Below are 18,637 nucleotides of genomic sequence, written 5' to 3'. Positions count from 1 at the left end.
AAGCCGGATCGGGTCCGAAGTGGAGCAGACGGGGAAAGCCATGGCGCACCAGGGACGGGCGAGGCTGTTCGACGCGTTGACGACGAAGGGGACGGCGTTCACCCGCGAGGAGCGGCGCGAGCTGGGCCTGCTCGGGCTGCTGCCGATGGCTGAGAAGACGATCGACGAGCAGGTCGCGCACACCTACGACGAGTTCTCCACCCGCCGCGACGACCTCGACCAGCACATCTACCTGCGCGCCCTGCAGGACCGCAACGAAACGCTGTTCTACCGGTTGCTGAGCGAGCACGTCGAAGAGATGATGCCGATCGTCTACACGCCCACGGTCGGGCAGGCGTGCCAGCGCTTCAGCGGGATCTACCGGCGCCCGCGCGGGCTGTTCGTGGCCTACCCGGACCGGGCGGAGCTGCGGCAGGTGCTGCGCAACCGGCCGCAGCGGGACGTCGACGTCATCGTGGTCACCGACGGCCAGCGGATCCTCGGCCTCGGCGACCAGGGCATCGGCGGCATGGGCATCCCGATCGGCAAGCTCTCGCTGTACACGCTGATCGGCGGCATCGACCCGGCGCGCACGCTGCCCATCGTGCTCGACGTCGGCACCGACAACGCCGAACGCCGCGAGGACCCGCAGTACCTGGGCTGGCGGCACCGGCGCATCGGGGACGAGGAGTACCACGAGTTCATCGAGGAGTTCGTCGCCGCCGTGCGCGACGAGCTGCCGGAGGTGCTGCTGCAGTGGGAGGACTTCGCTACCACGCACGCGTTGCCGATCCTGGAGCGCTACCGCGACCGGCTGCTCACCTTCAACGACGACATCCAGGGCACCGCCGCCGTCACGCTCGGCGCGCTGCACGGTGCGGCCCGGACCGCCGGGCGGCCGCTGTCCCGGCAGCAGGTGGTGATGCTCGGCGCGGGCTCGGCCGGGCTCGGGGTGCTGGAGATGATCCGGCAGGAGATGGTCTCGCAGGGCCTTTCCGACGCCGAGGCGGCCTCGCGGATCTGGGTGGTGGACCTGGGCGGGCTGCTCACCGACGACCGCACCGACCTGTCCGAGGGCCAGCGCCGGTTCGCCCAGCCCGCGTCCCGGGTGGAGGGCTGGGCCGGGGTGCAGCTGGCCGACGTCGTGCACCAGGTGGACGTCGGCGTGCTGCTCGGCCTTTCGACGGCGGCGGGCGCGTTCACCGAGGAGATCGTCCGCGAGCTGGCGGGCAAGACCGACCGGCCGATCATCTTCCCGCTGTCCAACCCGACCAGCCGGGCCGAGGCCCACCCGCGCGAGCTGGACGAGTGGACCGACGGCCGCGCGCTCGTCGCCACCGGCTCGCCCTTCGCCCCGGTGGAACGCGACGGCCGGGAGCGCCGCGTGGCGCAGTGCAACAACGTGTACATTTTCCCGGCCATCGGCCTGGCCGTCACGGCCGCGCGGGCGAACCGCGTGACCGACGAGATGATGCGCGTGGCGGCCAAGACGCTCGGCGAGGCGTCCCCGGCGCTGGCCGATCCGGACGAGCCGTTGCTGCCGGCTTGGGCGGACGTGCCGGAGATCGCCACCCGGATCGCCGTCGCGGTGGCCGTGCAGGCGGTGCGGGACGGAGTCGCGCCGCAGCGTTCGGAGCCGGAGCTGGCCCGCCTGGTGCGGGAGTCCCGGTGGAAGCCGGAGTACCGCTAATCCGGCTCCGCCAGCAACCGCCGGGCCACGTCCGCCACCGCGGTGCCCGCGACGGCCATCGGTTCCGTCGAGCGCATCGCACGCGCCAGCACGAACGCGCCCTCCAGGCTGGTGATCAGCGCGATGGCCAGCGTGCGGGCCGACGCGGGCGGCAGGCCGAACCGCGTCAGCCGCTCGGTGCCCGCGTCGATCCAGGAGGTGAAGACGTCGGCGGTGGCCCGGCGGAGGGTTTCGTTGGTGGTGGCCACTTCCAGCGCCACGGTGGCGATCGGGCAGCCTTCGGCGTAGTCCGTCTCCAGCAGGGTGGTGACGCCGGCGGCGAAGAACGCCTCGATCGCCTCCACCAGTCCGGTCCCCGGCGTGAGGAAGAGGTCGAACAGCCCGATGTACTGCCGGCCCGAGCCGCGCACGACCTCCTCGCCCAGCTGCTCCTTCCCGCCGGGGAAGAAGTGGTACAGCGAGCCGAACGGCGCGCCCGCGGCCTCCACGATCTGCTTCACCCCGGTACCCGCGTAGCCGCCCTGCCGGAACAACTCGGCCCCGGCGGCCAGGATGCGGTCCTTCGTCCCCGTCACGGAGCCGAGGATAGCTCTTCCGCGTCAGAGCGTTCTGCCAAGCGCACGCCGAAGACCAGGTTGAGCACCATGGCGGTCAGGCAGCCCGCGCTGATGCCCGAGTTCAGCACCACCTGCAGCGAGGCCGGGAACCCGGCGTAGAAGTCCGGCAGCACGATCGGGATCAGGCCGACGCCCAGTGAGGCGGCGACGATCGCGACGTTGATCGGGTGCTCGAAGGAGGCCACGGCCAGGGTGCGCACCCCGCTCACCGCGACGCTGCCGAACAGCACCAGCCCGGCCCCGCCCAGCACCGGCAGCGGTACCAGCGCGACCACCCCGCCGGCCGTCGGCAGCACGCCGAGGACCACCAGCACCGCGCCGCCGGCCGCGACCACGTACCGGCTGAACGTGCGGGTCAGCGAAACCAGCCCGATGTTCTGCGCGAACGCCGTGCAGGCGAAGCCGCCGAAGACCGTGCTGACCGCGGTGGCCAGTCCGTCCGCGCGCAGGCCGTCGGCCAGGGTCCGGCCGGTGGTCGGCCGCCCGACGATCTCGCCCAGGGCCAGCAGGTCCGCGGTGCTCTCGGCCATCACCACCAGCATCACCACCAGCATCGAGACGATCGCCGCCACGTCGAACACCGGGCTGCCGAAGTGGAACGGGGTGACCAGGCCGAACACCGGCGCCTGCTTCAGCGTCGACGGGTCGACCTGCCCCAGCGGCCAGGCCACGAGCGTGCCCGCGACCAGCCCGAGCAGCAGCGCGACCCGGCTCCAGAACCCGGACAGGTACCGGGTGAACACCAGCACCGCCAGCAGGGTGACGCCGGCCAGCAGCAGCCCGGACGGCTGCGCCGAGGGCCGCCCGGCCGAGATCCACTGCACGGCCACGGGCAGCAGGGAAACGCCGATCAGCGTGATCACCGTGCCGGTCACCACGGGCGGGAAGAACCGCGTCAGCTTCGAGAAGAACGGGGCGGCCAGCACCACGAAGGCCCCGCCGACGAGCGTGGCGCCGTAGACCACCCCCAGCGCGCCGCCGGACTTGTGCTGCGCGGCGATGGCCAGGATCGGGGCGACGGTGCCGAAGGTGACGCCGTTGACCAGCGGCAGCCGGGCGCCGAAGCGCCAGAGGCCCAGCGTCTGCAGGAGGGTGGCCAGACCGGCGGTGAACAGCGACGCGCTGATCAGCAGGCTCAGCTGCCCGGGCGTGAGCCCGACGGCCGCGCCGATCACCAGCGGTGGGGCGACCACGCCGGCGTACATGGCCGCGACGTGCTGGACGCCGCCGAGCAGGAGCTGCGGCCACGGAGGCCGCGCGTCGACGGGGTGGGGGTGATCCGGGTTTTCGGGCGTGCAGGTGCCTGACATGCGCTCTCCCGGTGGGATGAGGGGTTCGGCAGCTAGTGGTGCGGCCCGGTTTCGGTCCAGGCCGGTCCGGGCTCTTCGGCTTCGTCGCGGATCACGGTGCCCTCGATGAGGCCGTAAGGACGGTCGGCGGCGTGGAACACCTCGCCCGGGTTCTCCAGGCCGAACGGGCTCAGGTCGACGAGGAAGTGGTGTTTGTTCGGCAGCGAAAGCCGGACTTCGGCGACCTCGGGCCGTGCCCGCAGCACGGCCTCGCCCATCGTGTACAGGGTCTGCTGCAACGACAGGCTGTGCTTGGTGGCGAACGCTTCCAGCAGCATCCGCCGGATTTCGCGGTGGCTCCCGGCCCAATCGATCCCGGTGCTGCCCTGGTACCGCCACCGCGCGGTGACGGCGGTGGCGAGGATCCGGTCGTCGGTCTCGGCCAGGGTCGTGTAGGGATCGCGGGGGAAGCCGTGGAACTCCGAACCGGTGGACTTCAGCACGGTCAGACCGTCCACACCGGACACCACCCAGGCGCGGCCGCCGCGCACGGTGACGGTGGTGGTGCGGCTTTCGCCACCGGAGCGGCTGAACGCGTGGTCGTGCGGCGCGCCACCGACCGGGATGCGCTCCCAGCCGTGCTCGGCGATGGTCACGCCCGCGCAGCCGATCTTCTCCTGGGTGCCCACGAAGTGCCGGCCCAGCCGCAGCGCGAAGTCCTCGATCTCGCCCACGTCCTGCTGCTTGGCGAACGCGTACACGGTGTTCTTCTGCGTGTCGGTGGCCAGCACCGCGCTGTTGTCGCCGGTCCGGTGGGTCGCTTCGAGCTCTCCGCGCAGGGCGGTGGAGACGGTGAGTTCGCGCAGGTGGTGCACGGCGCCCTCCCGGCGCACGGTGACCAGCCGGACCTCGGCCTTGCCGTACTGGTTGGGGCCCAAGGAGATTCCCACGTCAGCTCCCGCGGTAGGTCGAGAAGGCGAACGGGCTCAGCAGCAGCGGCACGTGGTGGTGCGCGGTGCCGTCGGCGATCCGGAAGGCGAGGGTGACGTCGGGGAAGAACGCGTCCGGCCCGAGGTGGGCGCCGGTGTCGAAGACCAGCCGGTAGACCCCGGGCGCCAGGGTTTCCGGGCCGAGGTCGCGGATGCGGCCGTCCTCGTCGGTGACGCCTTCGGCGATCGGTTCGCCGTCCCCGCGTTCGAATCGCACCGGCAGGCCCGCGGCGGGCCGTCCGGTGGCGGTGTCCAGGACGTGGGTGGTCACGAGGCTCATCCCGTCACCGCTTTCGCCAGGCGCAGCCGCGCGATCTGGGCCAGTTCGGCGCCCGCCACGTCCAGCTCGGTCTCGGGGTCGTGGCCCAGCCGGGAACGCAGGTTCGCGAGCAGCTCGGTGCCGCTGCGGCCGGCGGCGCAGACCAGGAAGACGTGCCCGAACCGGCTTTCGTACTCGGCGTTCGCGGCGGCGAACTCACCGGCATTGTCCACACCGGACTGTTCCCCGCGCGACCAGCCCGCGTCCTCACCGGTGCCCCGGGGCTGCTCGCCGATCCTCGGATGGGCGGCGATCGCGGCGCGGACCTCGTCGCGGCTCAGCGGCGTCGCGCGCTCGGCCGCCTTCAGCAGGGCGTCGAACCGCGGGTACGGGCGGCCTTCGAGCACCGCGTCGACCCAGCGCGGCACGGCCAGGCAGGCCGTCAGCACCGGGCGGACCTCGGCGGCTTCGGCGGTGTTGAACTCGGCCAGTGCGAGTGGCAACGGGATCTCCTCACGGCGGGGGAGCGGTGGGTCAGCCGACCGTACGGGGCGACCGCCCGACCGTCAACGTTTTGTTGAACGTGCAGGTCAGTCCGGTTCCCGGTTCAGGTAGTTGTACACCGTGAACCGGGTGACGCCCAGCGCCTCGGCCACCGCGGACACCGATTTCCGCAGGCTGAACGCCCCCCGCTCGCGCAGCAGCCGGACCGCCCGCTGCTTGTCCGGGCGCCCCAGTTCGCCGAGTTTCGCGCCCAGCTCGCGTTCGACATCGGCGATCAGCCGCGACAGCGCGCTGTTCAGCTCGACGGGGGGCGGGGGCTCGTCCTGGTCCGTGCGGCGCAGTTGCACCGTGACGCGGGTGGCGCCGCCTTCCAGTGCGGCTTTCGCGATCAGCGGCAGCGCTTCGACGAGCTGCTCGGCGTCGCCGCGGGCGAGGGTGCCGAGCGGGCCGAAATCGGTGTCCAGCCCGGCTTCGACGGCCGCGTCCCGCGCGCGCAGGGCGTGCTCCGGTGGGGCGCCCTCGCCCTGGAACGGTTCGCTGGTGAACTCCGCTTCTAGCTCCACTCACTGACCGTAACGTGGAGGGCGTTCCGTTGACGAGAAGCGAATGACGTGGTTAATCTCGTTTGGCGAAACAGAATTTCCGTAGCGTGAAACTTTCGATCAGTGCTTTCGATCAGTGATGGCCGACCGGTGGTCAGCCGGTGGGGTGAGGAGTGAGCCCGCAGATGGACCTCGTGGTGCGCGCCGCCCGGGCGGTGACGGCGGCCGGTGGCGGGCCGCCGGGCGAACGGCCGGTGACGATCGGCGTGTCCGGCGGCCGGATCGTCGCGGTGGAGCCCGGCCGGGTGGACCTGGCCGGGGAGACCGTCCTCGAACTGGGGCCGGACGAGGTCCTGCTGCCCGGTCTGGTCGACACCCACGTGCACGTGAACGATCCCGGCCGGGCCGAGTGGGAGGGCTTCGAAACGGCCACCCGCGCGGCCGCCGCCGGTGGGGTCACGACGATCGTGGACATGCCGCTCAACTGCCTGCCGCCGACCGTGGACGTGGCCGCGCTGGCGGTCAAGCGCCAAGCGGCCGAAGGGCGGGTGCACGTGGACGTCGGCTTCTGGGGCGGCGCGGTCCCCGGCAACACCGGCGCCCGGCAGGAGCTCTACGACGCCGGGGTGTTCGGCTTCAAGTGCTTCCTGCTGCACTCCGGCGTCGACGAGTTCCCGCCGCTCGACGCGGACGGGCTGGAAACGGCGATGGCCGAGCTGGCCGCGTTCGACGCGCTGATGATCGTGCACGCCGAAGACGCGCACGAGATCGAGGCGGCACCCGATCCGCACGGCGGCAAGTACCACGACTTCCTCGGCTCCCGCCCGCGCGGTGCGGAGAACCTGGCCATCACGCAGGTGATCGAAGCGGCGCGGCGGACCGGCGCCCGCGCGCACGTACTGCACCTGTCCTCTTCGGACGCCCTGCCGCTGATCGCGTCCGCGCGGGCGGAAGGGCTGCCGCTGTCGGTGGAGACCTGCCCGCACTACCTGAGCTTCACCGCCGAGGAGATCCGCGACGGGGCCACGCAGTTCAAGTGCTGCCCGCCGATCCGGGAGGCGGCCAACCGCGAGCTGCTGTGGCAGGGGCTCGCCGACGGGGTGATCGACACCGTCGTCAGCGATCACTCGCCGTGCACCCCGGAGCTGAAGCGCTTCGACACCGGCGACTTCGGCCTGGCCTGGGGCGGGATCTCCAGCCTCCAGCTCGGCCTGCCGGCCATCTGGACCCAGGCGCGGCAGCGGGGCTTCTCGCTCGCCGACGTCGCCCGATGGATGGCCGAGCGGCCCGCGGCGCAGGTGGGGATGACCCGCAAGGGCCACCTGGCTGTGGGGTACGACGCCGACTTCTGCGTGTTCGCGCCGGACGAGGCGTTCGTCGTGGAGGTCGCGAAGCTCCAGCACCGCAACCCGGTGAGCGCCTACGACCAGCGTCCGCTGGCCGGGGTCGTGCGGAGCACCTGGCTGCGCGGCGCGCGGGTGACCGGTGACGCCCCGCGCGGCGCCCTGCTGAGGAGGGGGAACTGCTGAAGATGGAGGAGAACGTGGCGCAGGACCGTCCCGAGTGGACCGCCCAGCCGGACCTGGCTTCGCGCCGGTTCGGCGGCACGGTGATGTGGGCCAGCGACGAGCTGTTCGCCGAGAAGGAGAACCTGGTCAACCCGTGGGTTCCCGCGCACCGCGTCGAGAACTTCGGCCCGAAGGGCCAGGTCTATGACGGCTGGGAGACCCGGCGGCACCGCGGACCCGGCGACGACCAGGCGGTCCTGCGGCTCGGGCTCGGCGGCGTGGTGTCCGGCGTGGTGGTCGACACGGCCTTCTTCAAGGGCAACTACCCGCCGTTCGTCTCGGTGGAGGCGGCGGCGGTGCCGGGCTACCCGAGCGCGGCCGAGCTGGCCGGGGCGGACTGGTCGGTGCTGGTCGACCGCGCGCCGGCGGCGGGGGACACGGAGAACTTCTACCGGGTGTCCTCGCCGCGGCGGTTCACCCACGTCCGCCTGACCCAGCACCCGGACGGCGGCGTCGCGCGGCTGCGCGTGCACGGCGCGCCGGTGCCGGACCCGGCCCTGCTCGACCCGCGCTCACTGGACCTGGCGGCGCTGGAGAACGGCGCGGCCGTGACCGGGTGCAGCAACATGTTCTACTCCTCGCCGAACAACATGCTCATCCCCGGTCTGGCCGCGCACCAGGCCGAGGGCTGGGAGACCGCCCGCCGCCGCGACGACGGCAACGACTGGGCCACCGTGCGCCTGGCCGGCGCCGGGATCGTGCGCTTCGTGGAGCTGGACACCGGCAACCTCAAGGGCAACGCGCCGGGCTGGGCGTCGGTGAGCGGCCGGCTGGACGAGGGGGAGTGGGTGCCGCTGCTGCCGCGCACCCGGCTGCAGCCCGACACCCGGCACCGCTTCGCGCTGGAGGACGCCGGGCCGCCGGTCACCGAGGCGCGGCTGGACATCTACCCGGACGGCGGCCTGGCCCGCCTGCGGCTGCTCGGCGAGCTGACCGACCGCGGCCGCGAAGCCGTGACCAAGCGGTTCCAGGAGACCACGGGCTGAGCCCGGGCCCGCCCCGCCGAGGGGCGGGCCGACTCACGGCCGGGCGCCGGGCCGGTTGAGGTAGGCCGAGAACGAGGACAGCAGGCAGGCCACCCCGACGATCGCGGTGACCCACCACGGCCCGCCGATCACCAGGTTCCACACGAACGCCGCCGCCATCAGTACGGCGGCGACGATGTTCCTGATCTGCAGCCCGGAGGGTTTAGCCATCCCGCCAGCCTCTCACGGCCCCGGCCCGCGGCGCGCTCACGGGGCCGACTGGCGCCGTGAGCTGATCACGCCGGTGTCGAAGCCCGCCAGGTGCAGCCCGCCGGCGAACCGGGCGTGCTCGATCTTCACGCACCGGTCCATCACCACGTCCAGCCCGGCCTCGCGGGCGCGGGCGGCGGCTGGCTCGTGCCGGAGGCCGAGCTGCAGCCACAGGGTGCGGGCGCCGGCCTCGATCGCCTCCTCGGCCACCGAGGGCAGGTCGTCGTGCCTGCGGAACACGCTGACCAGGTCGATCCCGCCCGGCACGTCCTCGAGCGAGGGGTGCACCGGGCGGCCCAGCAGGGTGTCGAGGCGCGGGTTGACGAAATGGACCTCGTACCGCGTGGACGAGAGCAGGTAGGCCGCCACGAAGTAGCTCGGCCGCGCCGGGTTCGCCGAGGCGCCCACGACCGTCACCGAGCGCGTCCGGCCGAGGATCCGCCGGCGGTCCACCGCACTGCTTTCCCCCGGGACGGCCTCGCGCGTCATGCCGTCACCGCCTGCTCCAGCGCCTGGTCCAGGTCCCACAGGATGTCCTCGACGTCCTCCAGCCCGACCGAGAGCCGGACCAGCTCCGGGCCCGCCCCGGCCGCCGCGAGCTGCTCGTCCGAGAGCTGGGCGTGGGTGGTGGACGCCGGGTGGATGACCAGCGAGCGCGCGTCCCCGACGTTGGCCAGGTGCGAGAGCAGCTCCACCGACTCCACGAGCTTCTCCCCGGCCGCGCGGCCACCCTTCACCCCGAAGGAGAACACCGCGCCCGGACCCGCGGGCAGGTACTTCGCGGCCAGCTCGTGCTGCGGGTGATCCGGCAGCCCGGCGTACCCGACCCAGGTCACGCGCGGGTCGGCCTGAAGGTACGCCGCGACGGCGTGCGCGTTCGCCACGTGCGCTTCCATCCGCTGCGCGAGCGTCTCGACGCCCTGGAGCAGCAGGAACGCCGAATGCGGCGAAAGCACCGCGCCGATGTCTCGCAATTGCTCCGCGCGAAGCCGCGTACAGAACGCGTACTCGCCGAAGTTCTCCCAGTACTTGAGGCCGCCGTAGCTGTCGACGGTCTCGGTCATCCGCGGGAAGTTGCCGTTGCCCCAGTCGAAGGTGCCGGCCTCGACGACCACGCCGCCGAGCGTGGTGCCGTGCCCGCCGAGGAACTTGGTGGCCGAGTGCAGCACGATGTCCGCGCCGTGTTCGATCGGGCGGCAGAGGTACGGCGTGGCCAGTGTCGCGTCGACCACCAGCGGGATGCCGTGCGAATGGGCGAGTTCGGCCAGCGCGGCGAGGTCGGCGATCTCCCCGCTCGGGTTGCCGATCACCTCGGTGTAGATCAGGCGGGTCCGGTCCGTGACGGCGGCGGCGTAGGCCGCCACACCGCCGCGCACGAAGCTGGTCTCGACGCCGAACCGCGCGAGCGTGCCGGTGAGCTGCGTGACGGTGCCGCCGTACAGCCCGCCGGCCGAAACGATGTGGTCGCCCGCCTCGGTGAGCGCGCTGAAGGTCAGGAATTCCGCGGCCATCCCGCTGGCCGTCGCGACCCCGCCGATCGCGCCCTCCAGGCTGGCGATGCGCTCCTCGAACGCGGCCACGGTCGGGTTCCCGATCCGGCTGTAGACGTTGCCGTACTTCTGCAGCGCGAACAGGCCGGCGGCGTCGGCCGCGTCCTCGAACACGAAACTGGTGGTCTGGTAGATCGGCACGGCCCGGGCGCCGGTCGCGGAGTCGGGCGTGCCGCCGGCGTGCAGGGCACGGGTGCGGAAGCCCCAGGTGCGTTCGCTCATCGGTGGTCACGCTACCCACGCGGCCGGTGCGGAGCCATCCCTCCCGGCCGGTGGTCGCCGGACGGGAAGTCCGCCCACCGGCAACCGCTCGCCCGCATCGGCGACCCCCACGGCCAACCGGGCCCGCTTCACCCCAGAGCCGCGCGGAGACGGGCTTCGCGCTCCGCGGGCTTCTGGCGTGGACAGCTGACGCACTTCGTGTTGCCTGCTTCGTAGATCAGGCAACACGAAGTGCGCTTCACCGCGAGCGTCCGCCCGACAGTCACGTAACGAGGTTTCGGCAGGCGCAGCCCGATGGAGGCCACAAGCTCCTCCGCGCGTTCCGGCGCCGAAGCCCACAACAGCCGGTTCGCGATGGAGTCCGTGGCGATGGCGCCCAACGCGCGGGGGTTCGCGCCGGTGACCGAAGCGATCGTCGCGATGGCCGGGCCGAGCGAACCTGCGAGTGCTTCGCCGAGCGGGCCCTGAAGCGTCCGTAGCGAGCGGGCCGCGAGGAATCGGCCGTCCGGCGCCAGATCCAGCTCCACCGCCTCCAGCGACGGGTCCATCACGACACCTTCGAGGGATTCCACCGTCGGCGCCACCAGCACCGAGGACAGCGAGTACCACCAGATCGTGCCGAGCACTTCGGCCCGCGCGCGGCCGTACAGCTTCGCCGCGCCGTCGACGTGGGCGCGCACCCATGAAGCGTCAGCCAGCAGTGAAGCGGAGGTCACGTGTCCTTCCTACGCCACACGCTGACGCCGACAGCGAGCGTCACGTCGCGGCCCTCGGCGGCGAGCAGACGGGAGCGGCGGCCGTCGCGGTCGAGGTGGAACCCGGCCGGGCCCATGGCGACCACGTCGTGCACCTGCCGGGCGGTGAACGGCGCGGTGCGCACCACGTCGGCCCGGCCGACGCGGGTGAAGCGGTCCCCGAGCGCGGTTTCCAGCCGTTGCTCCTTGCGCTCGTCCACCGACAGCACCAGGCCGCCCAGTTCGGCCAGGTGCCCGGGCAGCGGCGCGGCGACCACCAGCCGTCCACCGGGTTCGAGCACCCGGTGGAACTCGGCGGGGTTGCGCGGGGAGAAGACGTCGAGGACCACCGAAGCGACGCCGTCGCCCACCGGCCACGGCTCCCACAGGTTCCACACGACCGCGCCGAGCCGTGGGTGCGCCCGCGCGGCCCGGCGCAGGGCGATGGCCGAGACGTCCAGGGCGAGGCCGTCCGCCCCGGGCGCCGCGTCGAGCACGCGGGAGAGGTAATGACCCGGTCCGGCGCCCGCGTCGACGATGAGCCCGGAAGCCCCCGAGACCACCCGGGAAAGCTCCTCCTCCAGCGGCGCGTAGGCACCGGAGGAGAGGAACGCGGCCCGCGCTTCGACCATCGGCGCGGTGTCCGCGGTACCGGCGGGGATGCGCGCGTGGAGCAGGTTCACGTAACCCTGCTTGGCCAGGTCGAACGAGTGACCCGCACCGCACCGCAGCGTGCGTCCGGCCGGCTCGACCGGGTGACCGCACACCGAGCACCGCAGGGCGCGCACGACCCGGGGCGGCAGTGGGTCATTTCCGGGGGGGGCTGGGGTCATGGGGCTATTCGACCACGACGTTTCGCAACCGGACACCGGGGCCCGGGGAGCCGGAAACCTGGCCGTAACAAGTCCGGGCCGACAGTTCACGCGGGGGAAACCTCCCCCGCCGCCCGGTGAAACACCGGAGACCAAAACTTCCCGGGCAGCAACCCAGGGCACGGGAGGACGATGTGCTGAACGCAGGAGACACCGCATGGGTACTGGCCAGCGCCGCGCTGGTCATGCTCATGACACCGGGACTGGCGTTCTTCTACGGCGGGATGGTCCGCGCGAAGAGCGTTTTGAACATGCTGATGATGAACTTCATCGCGCTGGCCGTCGTGGGGGTGCTTTGGGTCCTCTTCGGCTTCTCCATGGCCTTCGGCGACGACGCCTTCGGCGGACTGGTCGGCAACTTCGACCTGGCCGGTCTGTCCGGCACCGTCGGCAAGCTGGCCGGGCTGGCCGCGTCCGGCCCGCCCGCGGTCCCGTGGCCGGGTCCGGACGCGCTGCCGGTGCTGGCCTTCGCCATGTTCCAGCTGATGTTCGCGATCATCACCCCGGCGCTGATCTCCGGGGCGATCGCCGACCGCGCGAAGTTCTGGGGCTGGACCCTGTTCGTGGTGATCTGGGTCGCCGTCGTGTACTTCCCGGTGGCGCACTGGGTGTTCTCGTTCGACGGCTTCATGGGCCCGGACGCGGCCGGCGGCTGGATCGCCAACAAGCTCAAGGCGCTCGACTTCGCCGGTGGCACCGCGGTCCACATCAACGCCGGCGCGGCCGGCCTGGCGCTGGCCATCGTGCTCGGCAAGCGCAAGGGCTGGCCGAAGGACACCGGCCGCCCGCACAACGTGCCCTTCGTGCTGCTCGGCGCCAGCCTGCTGTGGTTCGGCTGGTACGGCTTCAACGCCGGCTCCGCGCTGGCCGCGAACGACCTGGCCGCGGTCGCGTTCACCAACACCACCGTCGCCACCGCCGCCGCCGTGCTCGGCTGGCTCGTGGTGGAGCAGCTCAAGTTCGGCAAGCCGACCACGCTGGGCGCCGCCTCGGGCGCCGTCGCCGGGCTGGTGGCCATCACCCCGGCGTGTGGTTTCGTGAGCCCGCTCGGTGCCATCGCGATCGGCCTGATCGCCGGGGTGCTGTGCGCGCTGGCCGTCTCGCTCAAGTTCCGCTTCGGCTTCGACGACTCGCTCGACGTGGTGGGCGTCCACCTGGTCGGCGGTCTGGTCGGTACCATCCTGATCGGCTTCTTCGCCACCACCGGCGTCAACTCCGCCGGGGCCGACGGCCTGTTCTACGGCGGCGGGTTCGCCCAGCTGGGCATCCAGGCCCTCGCCGCGCTCGCGGTGCTCGCCTACTCGTTCGTCCTCACCCTGATCATCGGCTTCGCGATCAAGAAGGCCGGCGGGTTCCGGGTCAGCACCGAGGACGAGGTCACCGGCATCGACGAAGCGCAGCACGCGGAGAGCGCCTACGACTTCAGCGGGATGGGCGGGGGCTTCGGCACCGGTTCGGGTATCCCGACGAAGACCGCGCTGGGCGGCGCGGGCACGAAACTCGAGGAGACGAAGGCATGAAGCTGATCACCGCGATCGTCAAGCCGTTCACGCTCGACGACGTCCGCTCCTCGCTGGAGCAGCTGGGCGTGCTCGGCATGACGGTCACCGAGGTGCAGGGCTACGGCCGGCAGAAGGGCCACACCGAGGTCTACCGCGGGGCCGAGTACTCGGTGGACTTCGTGGCCAAGCTCAAGATCGAGGTGGTGACCGACGACGGGGGCGTGGAGAAGGTGCTGGACGCGATCACCACCGCCGCGCACACCGGCAAGATCGGCGACGGCAAGGTGTGGGTGACCCCGGTCGAGACCGTGATCCGGGTCCGCACCGGCGAGCGCGGCACGGACGCGCTGTAGGCGCGAGCAGATGTCACACGGGGGCGAGCTCGCCCAGGCCACCGTCCGGCTGCTCGAAGGCAGGCACGGCCGGCTGGGGGCGTCCGCGCTGCGGGCGGCCCTGGTCGACCTCTACGAGTTCTGGCTCGGGAAAGGGGCTTCAGCGGCCGGTGTCGACACCGCGGAGCCGGGGGTCGCGCTGGTCGCCGTGGGCGGACTCGGTCGCCGGGAGCTGGTGCCGTTCTCCGATCTGGACCTCGTGCTCGTGCACAACGGGAACTCGCGGGTCGGCGAGATCGCCGACGCGCTCTGGTACCCGCTGTGGGACGCGAAGGTGGGGCTGGACCATTCGGTGCGCACGCCCGGCGAGGCCCTGAAGGTGGCCTCCGAGGACCTGCGCACCGCGCTCGGCCTGCTCGACGCCCGGCCCCTCGCCGGTGACGCCGAGCTGGCCGGGCGGCTGGCGTCCGCCGCGCGCGACCAGTGGCGGCGGACCGCGCGCAAGCGGCTGGACGAGCTGGCCGAATCCGTGCGCGGACGGTGGTGCCGCAGCGGTGAGATCGCGCAGTCGGCCGAGCCCGACCTGAAGCACGGGCGGGGCGGGCTGCGGGACTTCGCCGTGCTGCAAGCCCTCGCGGCCGCGCAGTTGACGGCCCGGCCGGGCGAGGAGCTGCTGGAGGCCCGGGCCCTGCTGCTCGACGTCCGCACCGAACTGCGGCGGGAGCTGCGGCGCGAGCGCGACATCCTCAGCGCGCCGGAAGCCGGGCTGGTCGCGTCCGAGCTGGGCTTCGGTGATCGTTTCACGTTGGCGCGCAGGATTTCCGGAGCGGGACGGACGATCGCGTACGCGGTCGACGTGGCCCTGCGGTCCACTGTGGAGCCACCGCGGACCCGGTTCGGCCGTCGTCCCGCGCGCACGCCGCTGGCCGAAGGCGTGGTGCTGCACGGTTCGGAGGTCTCACTGGCGCGCGACGTCGTGCCGGCCAAGGACCCGGCGCTGCTGCTGCGGGTCGCGGCCGCCTCGGCGCGGACCCGGAACCCGATCGCGCAAGGCACGCTGCGCGCGCTGGCGGAATCGGCGCCCGAACTGCGCGCGCCGTGGCCGCCGGACGCGCTGAACGCGCTGGTGGAGCTGCTGGGCTCGGGCGAGGGCCTGGTCGACGCCGTGGAGGCGCTGGATCGGACCGGGCTGTGGGCGCGGCTGTTCCCGGAGTGGGGCGCGGTGCGGGACCTGCCGCCGCGCTCGCCGGCGCACCAGTGGACGGTGGACCGGCACCTGGTGCAGGCGTGCGTCGAGGCCTCGAAGCTGACCACCACCGTGGCGCGGCCGGACCTGCTGCTGATCGGCGCGCTGCTGCACGACATCGGCAAGGGCCGTGACGCCGACCACTCCGAGCTGGGCGCGAAGATCTCCGCCCAGGTCGCGAAGCGCCTCGGCCTGCCGGACGAGGACGTGGCCACGGTCTCGGCCATGGTGCGCCACCACCTGCTGCTGCCGCACACCGCGACCCGGCGCGACATCGGCGACCCGGCCACGGTGTCCCGGGTGGTGAAGACCCTCGGCCCCAGCGTGGTGCTGCTCGAACTGCTGCACGCGCTGACCCGGGCGGATTCGCTGGCCACCGGCCCGGGCGTGTGGACGGACTGGAAGGCCCGGCTGCTCGCGGAGCTGGTCTCGGGCTGCGAAGAGGCGGTGCGCGGCAAGGGTTTCACCGCCCCCGAGCCGATGGACGCCGAGCAGCGCGAGCTGGTGGCCGCGGCGGTGCGCTCGGGCACGGGCGAGGTCCGCATCACCGCGCACGGCAAGGTCGTCACGGTGGTCCTGGCCGTGCCCGCCCGCGCGGAACTGCTGGCCCCCGCCGCGGGCGTGCTGGCCCTGAACTCCCTGGAGGTGCACGCGGCGCTCCTGCGCGGTCACGACGGTGGCTGGGCGGGCGTGTTCACGGCGTCCCCGAAGTTCGGCTCGCTGCCGGACCCGGCCCTGCTGCGCGAGCAGTTCGCCCGCGCGGTGGCCGGCACCCTGCCCCTGACCCAGCGCCTGGCCGCCAAGGAGCGCGACTACTCGTCCCCGTCCGCCCCGGCGGTCTCCCCGAAGGTCCTGTGGTTCGACGACGAGACGAGCGGCTCGGAGACCGTGGTCCTGGAACTGCGCGCTGCGGACCGCATCGGCCTGCTGTTCCGCGTGGCGGGCGCCTTCCGCCGCTGCGAGGCCGAAGTCCGCTGGGCCAAGGTCGCCACCCTGGGCGGCGCGGTGGTCGACTCCTTCGCGGTGACCCCCCGATCGGGCCGGATCGACGCGGCTTGGCGTAATCGGGTGGAGGAAGCGGTACTGGACGCCTCTTCTTGACCGGGGACGCTTCGCCCCGGAGTGGGGTGGGTCGTATTGGGCTAGTCTTCGCCCTGCTGGTCCCGCCGCATTGGGGTGGCGAGCCGAAGCATCGAGGGGACTGTGAACCGTCTACCGGCGACCACTTCATCGACCAGGGCGCGAACCCGCCCGGACAGACCTTGCTGGACCAGCACCAGCGAATGGTCGACTACATCGGCAACTTCATCACCGCGCTGAACGCCGCGAAGAACAAGATCACCGTCGCCGAGCAGGAAGCCCGCGACACCGCCGCCGAATCCGGAGGAGCCTGAGTGCCTACGTTTCTGTTCCAGTCTTGCCGTCGTGTGGCGCTGACGGGCGTCGCCGCGTGACCGACGGTGCACCGAAGTTGTGCGGCTGGAATTCCTCGGCCACCGCGCAGAACCGGGTGAACGCCGGGGCTGTGCCCGAGAACAAGGGTGGCATCAGCGACATCTACAGCCAGAAGTCGAGGCAGGCCTACTTCCAACCGGTCACGGTCGACGGCTACCCCGGGGTGTTCGCCGATACCCAGGACGGACGGGCTTCGGGTAGCTGCACCTTGTGGGTCGGCCTCACCGATCAGCTCGCCTATTCCGTCGTCACCAGTCTCACGGTCGGACCCCACAAGTCCGATCCCTGCCCGATCGCGCGGAAGGTCGGCGAGGCGGTGATCACTCACCTCAAGGGCACCGGCTGAGGCCCGCTTTCACACGTTCGGGGTGTCGTGCTCGCAGCGGCCGACGCCGGTGGCAATATGGCGCGGGTCCGGAGCAGCTGTGCGGAGGGCAGGGTGAGCGGTGTCGGGTCTCCCGGGGCTTTCGCTGCCGCCGACGGTGGTCGCGGCGCATTTGCGGTCCTGTGCCGAGGAGCTGGCCGGGTCGTTGCGCAGTGACGGGCAGGCCGCCACGCTCGCGGAGCTCTCCGAGGTCGTGACCCAGCTGGTGGCCGGGCAGCACGCCCTCGCGCACGCGCTGGCCGGGCTCGCCGGGCGGGTGGACGCCCGCAGCGGCGCGCTGGCCGCGGCGCCTTCGGTGGACGTCGAGGTGGTCACCGAGGTGCTCCAGGCGGCGGCGTGCGCCGTGGGCTGTTCGGCCGAGGCCCTGGCCGAAGCCGAGCCCTCGTTCGAATGTGTGAGCGAATCCGCGGGGCCGGACACCCGTTTGTAGCTGTCGCCGTCCCGCGGTCGTTGCCTAGCCTGGGAGCTGCGGAGGTGTCGCGATGCGCGCGGTGTGGAAGGGCACGATCGGCTTCGGGGACTACGCCATTCCGGTGAAGGCGTACAGCGCCACCGGGGAGCATTCGGTTCCGCTGCACCAAGTGCACGAGCCGGACGGCGGACGGGTCCGGGTGCGGCGGGTGTGCGAGGTCGACGGCGCCGAGGTGCCGGACGCCGAGATCGTCAAGGGTTACCCGCTGCCGGGCGGTGACGTCGCGGTGCTCACCGAAGAGGATTTCGCGCGGCTGCCCGCACCCCCGGCTGACACCATCGACGTCCGCGGCTTCGTGCCGGCCGCCGACGTCGACCCCGCGTGCTTCGCGAAGAGCTACTACCTGGAGCCCGAGCCCGCCGGCACGAAGCCGTACGTACTGCTGGCGTCGGCGCTGCTCGAGACGCAACGCATGGCCGTGGTGAAAGTCGCGCTCCGGCGCCTCGACACGCTGGCCGCGCTGCGCGTGCGGGATCAGACGATCGTGTTGCAGACGTTGCTGTGGCCCGACGAGGTCCGCCAACCCGACTTCGCTTTCCTTCACGACGACGTCGACCTTCGCCGCAGCGAGCTGCGACGCGCGGTGAACCTGATCGAAGAGCTGAGCGCGGACCTGGCGTCTTACACCGATGAGCACCGCGAAGCACTCGAAGCGCTGATCCGTGCGAAGGCCGAGGGCGGCGACGTCGAACGACCGACCGGGCGCGAGCAGGACGAGGGCGTGACCCGGTTGCTGATGGCCCTGCAGCAGAGGACAGTCGAGGCAGACCTGGCGCCGGTCGACACCGCCCGCGCGGCCGCGGCGATCGCCTCGCGGGCCAGGGCGGCAGCGCGCAAAGCCGCGTCGAAGCGCGGCATGAGCAGTGCTTGAGCAGTGCTTGAGTAGTTCTACGTAGCCCAGGTTGGGGGTCTTCACGCTGCCCCCACGAGCCGGCCTCCGGCAGGCTTCACCCCAACACGCGGCAGAAGCCCACTCGCCCGGCACCGGGGGTTCGGCGAAGCGGGCTCTCGCCGGTGTGCACGCGGCGGAGGACTCCCGGGGAGGTGAGTCCCTCCGCCCAGGTTCCGGGGCCGGCCGTGGGGAGCGGCCGCGTCCCGGAACCCCTGGGGGCCGGACGGGTCCCCGGGACCGGCCCGGGGAGGGGCCGCGCTCCCGGGGTCCCGGTTTTCCCTGTGCGCCAACGTTTACCCCGGT

General features: G+C 72.3%; 21 protein-coding genes. 10 read left to right on the top strand and 11 right to left on the bottom strand.

What is annotated here, in order from left to right:
* Positions 1–40 precede the first annotated feature (40 nt).
* Positions 41–1,669 carry an NAD-dependent malic enzyme gene (locus NYF13_RS31950; protein WP_315661653.1) on the top strand — a complete coding sequence of 543 codons (1,629 nt, stop codon included), beginning with the start codon at positions 41–43 and terminating at the stop codon, positions 1,667–1,669.
* Here NYF13_RS31950 and NYF13_RS31945 read toward each other — a convergent pair.
* The 6 genes from NYF13_RS31945 to NYF13_RS31920 all read right to left on the bottom strand — a co-directional run bounded on the left by NYF13_RS31945 (position 1,666) and on the right by NYF13_RS31920 (position 5,890).
* Positions 1,666–2,244 (bottom strand): TetR/AcrR family transcriptional regulator, encoded by a 579-nt coding sequence (locus tag NYF13_RS31945; protein WP_315661652.1) that lies wholly within the window; start codon positions 2,242–2,244, stop codon positions 1,666–1,668. The genes NYF13_RS31950 and NYF13_RS31945 overlap by 4 nt on opposite strands.
* Positions 2,241–3,596: a nucleobase:cation symporter-2 family protein gene (locus tag NYF13_RS31940; protein ID WP_315661651.1), complete on the bottom strand. Its 1,356-nt coding sequence runs from the start codon at positions 3,594–3,596 to the stop codon at positions 2,241–2,243. The genes NYF13_RS31945 and NYF13_RS31940 overlap by 4 nt, the downstream gene beginning before the upstream one ends.
* A 32-nt stretch (positions 3,597–3,628) precedes the next feature.
* Positions 3,629–4,525 carry a factor-independent urate hydroxylase gene (gene pucL / locus NYF13_RS31935; RefSeq protein ID WP_315661650.1) on the bottom strand — a complete coding sequence of 299 codons (897 nt, stop codon included), beginning with the start codon at positions 4,523–4,525 and terminating at the stop codon, positions 3,629–3,631.
* 1 nt (position 4,526) lies between these two features.
* Positions 4,527–4,844 carry a hydroxyisourate hydrolase gene (uraH, locus tag NYF13_RS31930; protein ID WP_315661649.1) on the bottom strand — a complete coding sequence of 106 codons (318 nt, stop codon included), beginning with the start codon at positions 4,842–4,844 and terminating at the stop codon, positions 4,527–4,529.
* Positions 4,841–5,326, bottom strand: coding sequence for a 2-oxo-4-hydroxy-4-carboxy-5-ureidoimidazoline decarboxylase (gene uraD / locus NYF13_RS31925; protein ID WP_315661648.1), 486 nt, complete (start codon positions 5,324–5,326; stop codon positions 4,841–4,843). Before uraD ends, uraH begins: the two co-directional genes overlap by 4 nt.
* Positions 5,327–5,413: 87 nt before the next feature.
* Positions 5,414–5,890, bottom strand: coding sequence for a helix-turn-helix domain-containing protein (locus NYF13_RS31920; RefSeq protein WP_315661647.1), 477 nt, complete (start codon positions 5,888–5,890; stop codon positions 5,414–5,416).
* A 164-nt stretch (positions 5,891–6,054) separates the two neighbouring features.
* On the opposite strand from NYF13_RS31920, the gene allB reads away from it, so the two are divergent.
* Together allB and alc are read left to right on the top strand one after the other, a co-directional pair.
* Positions 6,055–7,398, top strand: coding sequence for an allantoinase AllB (gene allB / locus NYF13_RS31915; RefSeq protein ID WP_315661646.1), 1,344 nt, complete (start codon positions 6,055–6,057; stop codon positions 7,396–7,398).
* Between the two features lie 2 nt (positions 7,399–7,400).
* The gene (gene alc, locus NYF13_RS31910) at positions 7,401–8,423 is read left to right on the top strand and encodes an allantoicase (RefSeq protein ID WP_315661645.1); all 1,023 of its coding nucleotides are present in this window, start codon (positions 7,401–7,403) and stop codon (positions 8,421–8,423) included.
* Between the two features lie 33 nt (positions 8,424–8,456).
* Here the strand turns inward: alc and NYF13_RS31905 are convergent, their stop codons facing one another.
* From NYF13_RS31905 to NYF13_RS31885, 5 genes are all read right to left on the bottom strand, one after another.
* The gene (locus NYF13_RS31905; protein WP_315661644.1) at positions 8,457–8,633 is read right to left on the bottom strand and encodes a hypothetical protein; all 177 of its coding nucleotides are present in this window, start codon (positions 8,631–8,633) and stop codon (positions 8,457–8,459) included.
* Positions 8,634–8,669: 36 nt separating this feature from the next.
* Complete coding sequence (locus NYF13_RS31900) at positions 8,670–9,161, bottom strand: CoA-binding protein (protein ID WP_315661643.1); 492 nt, start codon at positions 9,159–9,161, stop codon at positions 8,670–8,672.
* Positions 9,158–10,444, bottom strand: a complete 1,287-nt coding sequence (locus tag NYF13_RS31895; protein ID WP_315661642.1) for an O-acetylhomoserine aminocarboxypropyltransferase/cysteine synthase family protein — start codon at positions 10,442–10,444, stop codon at positions 9,158–9,160. The genes NYF13_RS31900 and NYF13_RS31895 overlap by 4 nt, the downstream gene beginning before the upstream one ends.
* A gap of 128 nt (positions 10,445–10,572) precedes the next feature.
* Positions 10,573–11,160: a (2Fe-2S)-binding protein gene (locus tag NYF13_RS31890; RefSeq protein WP_315661641.1), complete on the bottom strand. Its 588-nt coding sequence runs from the start codon at positions 11,158–11,160 to the stop codon at positions 10,573–10,575.
* On the bottom strand, positions 11,157–12,011 hold the full coding sequence (locus NYF13_RS31885; RefSeq protein WP_315661640.1) for a putative RNA methyltransferase: 855 nt from the start codon (positions 12,009–12,011) through the stop codon (positions 11,157–11,159). The genes NYF13_RS31890 and NYF13_RS31885 overlap by 4 nt, the downstream gene beginning before the upstream one ends.
* 173 nt (positions 12,012–12,184) lie before the next feature.
* Between NYF13_RS31885 and NYF13_RS31880 the strand changes: the two genes are divergently transcribed.
* The 7 genes from NYF13_RS31880 to NYF13_RS31850 all read left to right on the top strand — a co-directional run bounded on the left by NYF13_RS31880 (position 12,185) and on the right by NYF13_RS31850 (position 18,313).
* Positions 12,185–13,570 carry an ammonium transporter gene (locus NYF13_RS31880; RefSeq protein ID WP_315661639.1) on the top strand — a complete coding sequence of 462 codons (1,386 nt, stop codon included), beginning with the start codon at positions 12,185–12,187 and terminating at the stop codon, positions 13,568–13,570.
* The gene (locus NYF13_RS31875) at positions 13,567–13,905 is read left to right on the top strand and encodes a P-II family nitrogen regulator (protein ID WP_315661638.1); all 339 of its coding nucleotides are present in this window, start codon (positions 13,567–13,569) and stop codon (positions 13,903–13,905) included. Before NYF13_RS31880 ends, NYF13_RS31875 begins: the two co-directional genes overlap by 4 nt.
* A 10-nt stretch (positions 13,906–13,915) precedes the next feature.
* Positions 13,916–16,231, top strand: a complete 2,316-nt coding sequence (locus tag NYF13_RS31870) for a [protein-PII] uridylyltransferase (protein WP_315661637.1) — start codon at positions 13,916–13,918, stop codon at positions 16,229–16,231.
* Between the two features lie 26 nt (positions 16,232–16,257).
* Positions 16,258–16,524 (top strand): hypothetical protein, encoded by a 267-nt coding sequence (locus tag NYF13_RS31865; protein WP_315661636.1) that lies wholly within the window; start codon positions 16,258–16,260, stop codon positions 16,522–16,524.
* Between the two features lie 56 nt (positions 16,525–16,580).
* On the top strand, positions 16,581–16,931 hold the full coding sequence (locus NYF13_RS31860; protein ID WP_315661635.1) for a DUF3558 family protein: 351 nt from the start codon (positions 16,581–16,583) through the stop codon (positions 16,929–16,931).
* 100 nt (positions 16,932–17,031) lie between these two features.
* Positions 17,032–17,400, top strand: a complete 369-nt coding sequence (locus tag NYF13_RS31855) for a hypothetical protein (RefSeq protein WP_315661634.1) — start codon at positions 17,032–17,034, stop codon at positions 17,398–17,400.
* Positions 17,401–17,452: 52 nt separating this feature from the next.
* Positions 17,453–18,313, top strand: a complete 861-nt coding sequence (locus NYF13_RS31850; RefSeq protein WP_315661633.1) for a Ku protein — start codon at positions 17,453–17,455, stop codon at positions 18,311–18,313.
* Positions 18,314–18,637 lie beyond the last annotated feature (324 nt).

It is taken from the genome of Amycolatopsis sp. PS_44_ISF1 (assembly GCF_032335455.1).
GTDB lineage: Bacteria > Actinomycetota > Actinomycetes > Mycobacteriales > Pseudonocardiaceae > Amycolatopsis.
The sequence above is the reverse complement of the archived record's forward strand: the minus strand, read 5'-3'. Positions and strand labels throughout refer to the sequence as shown.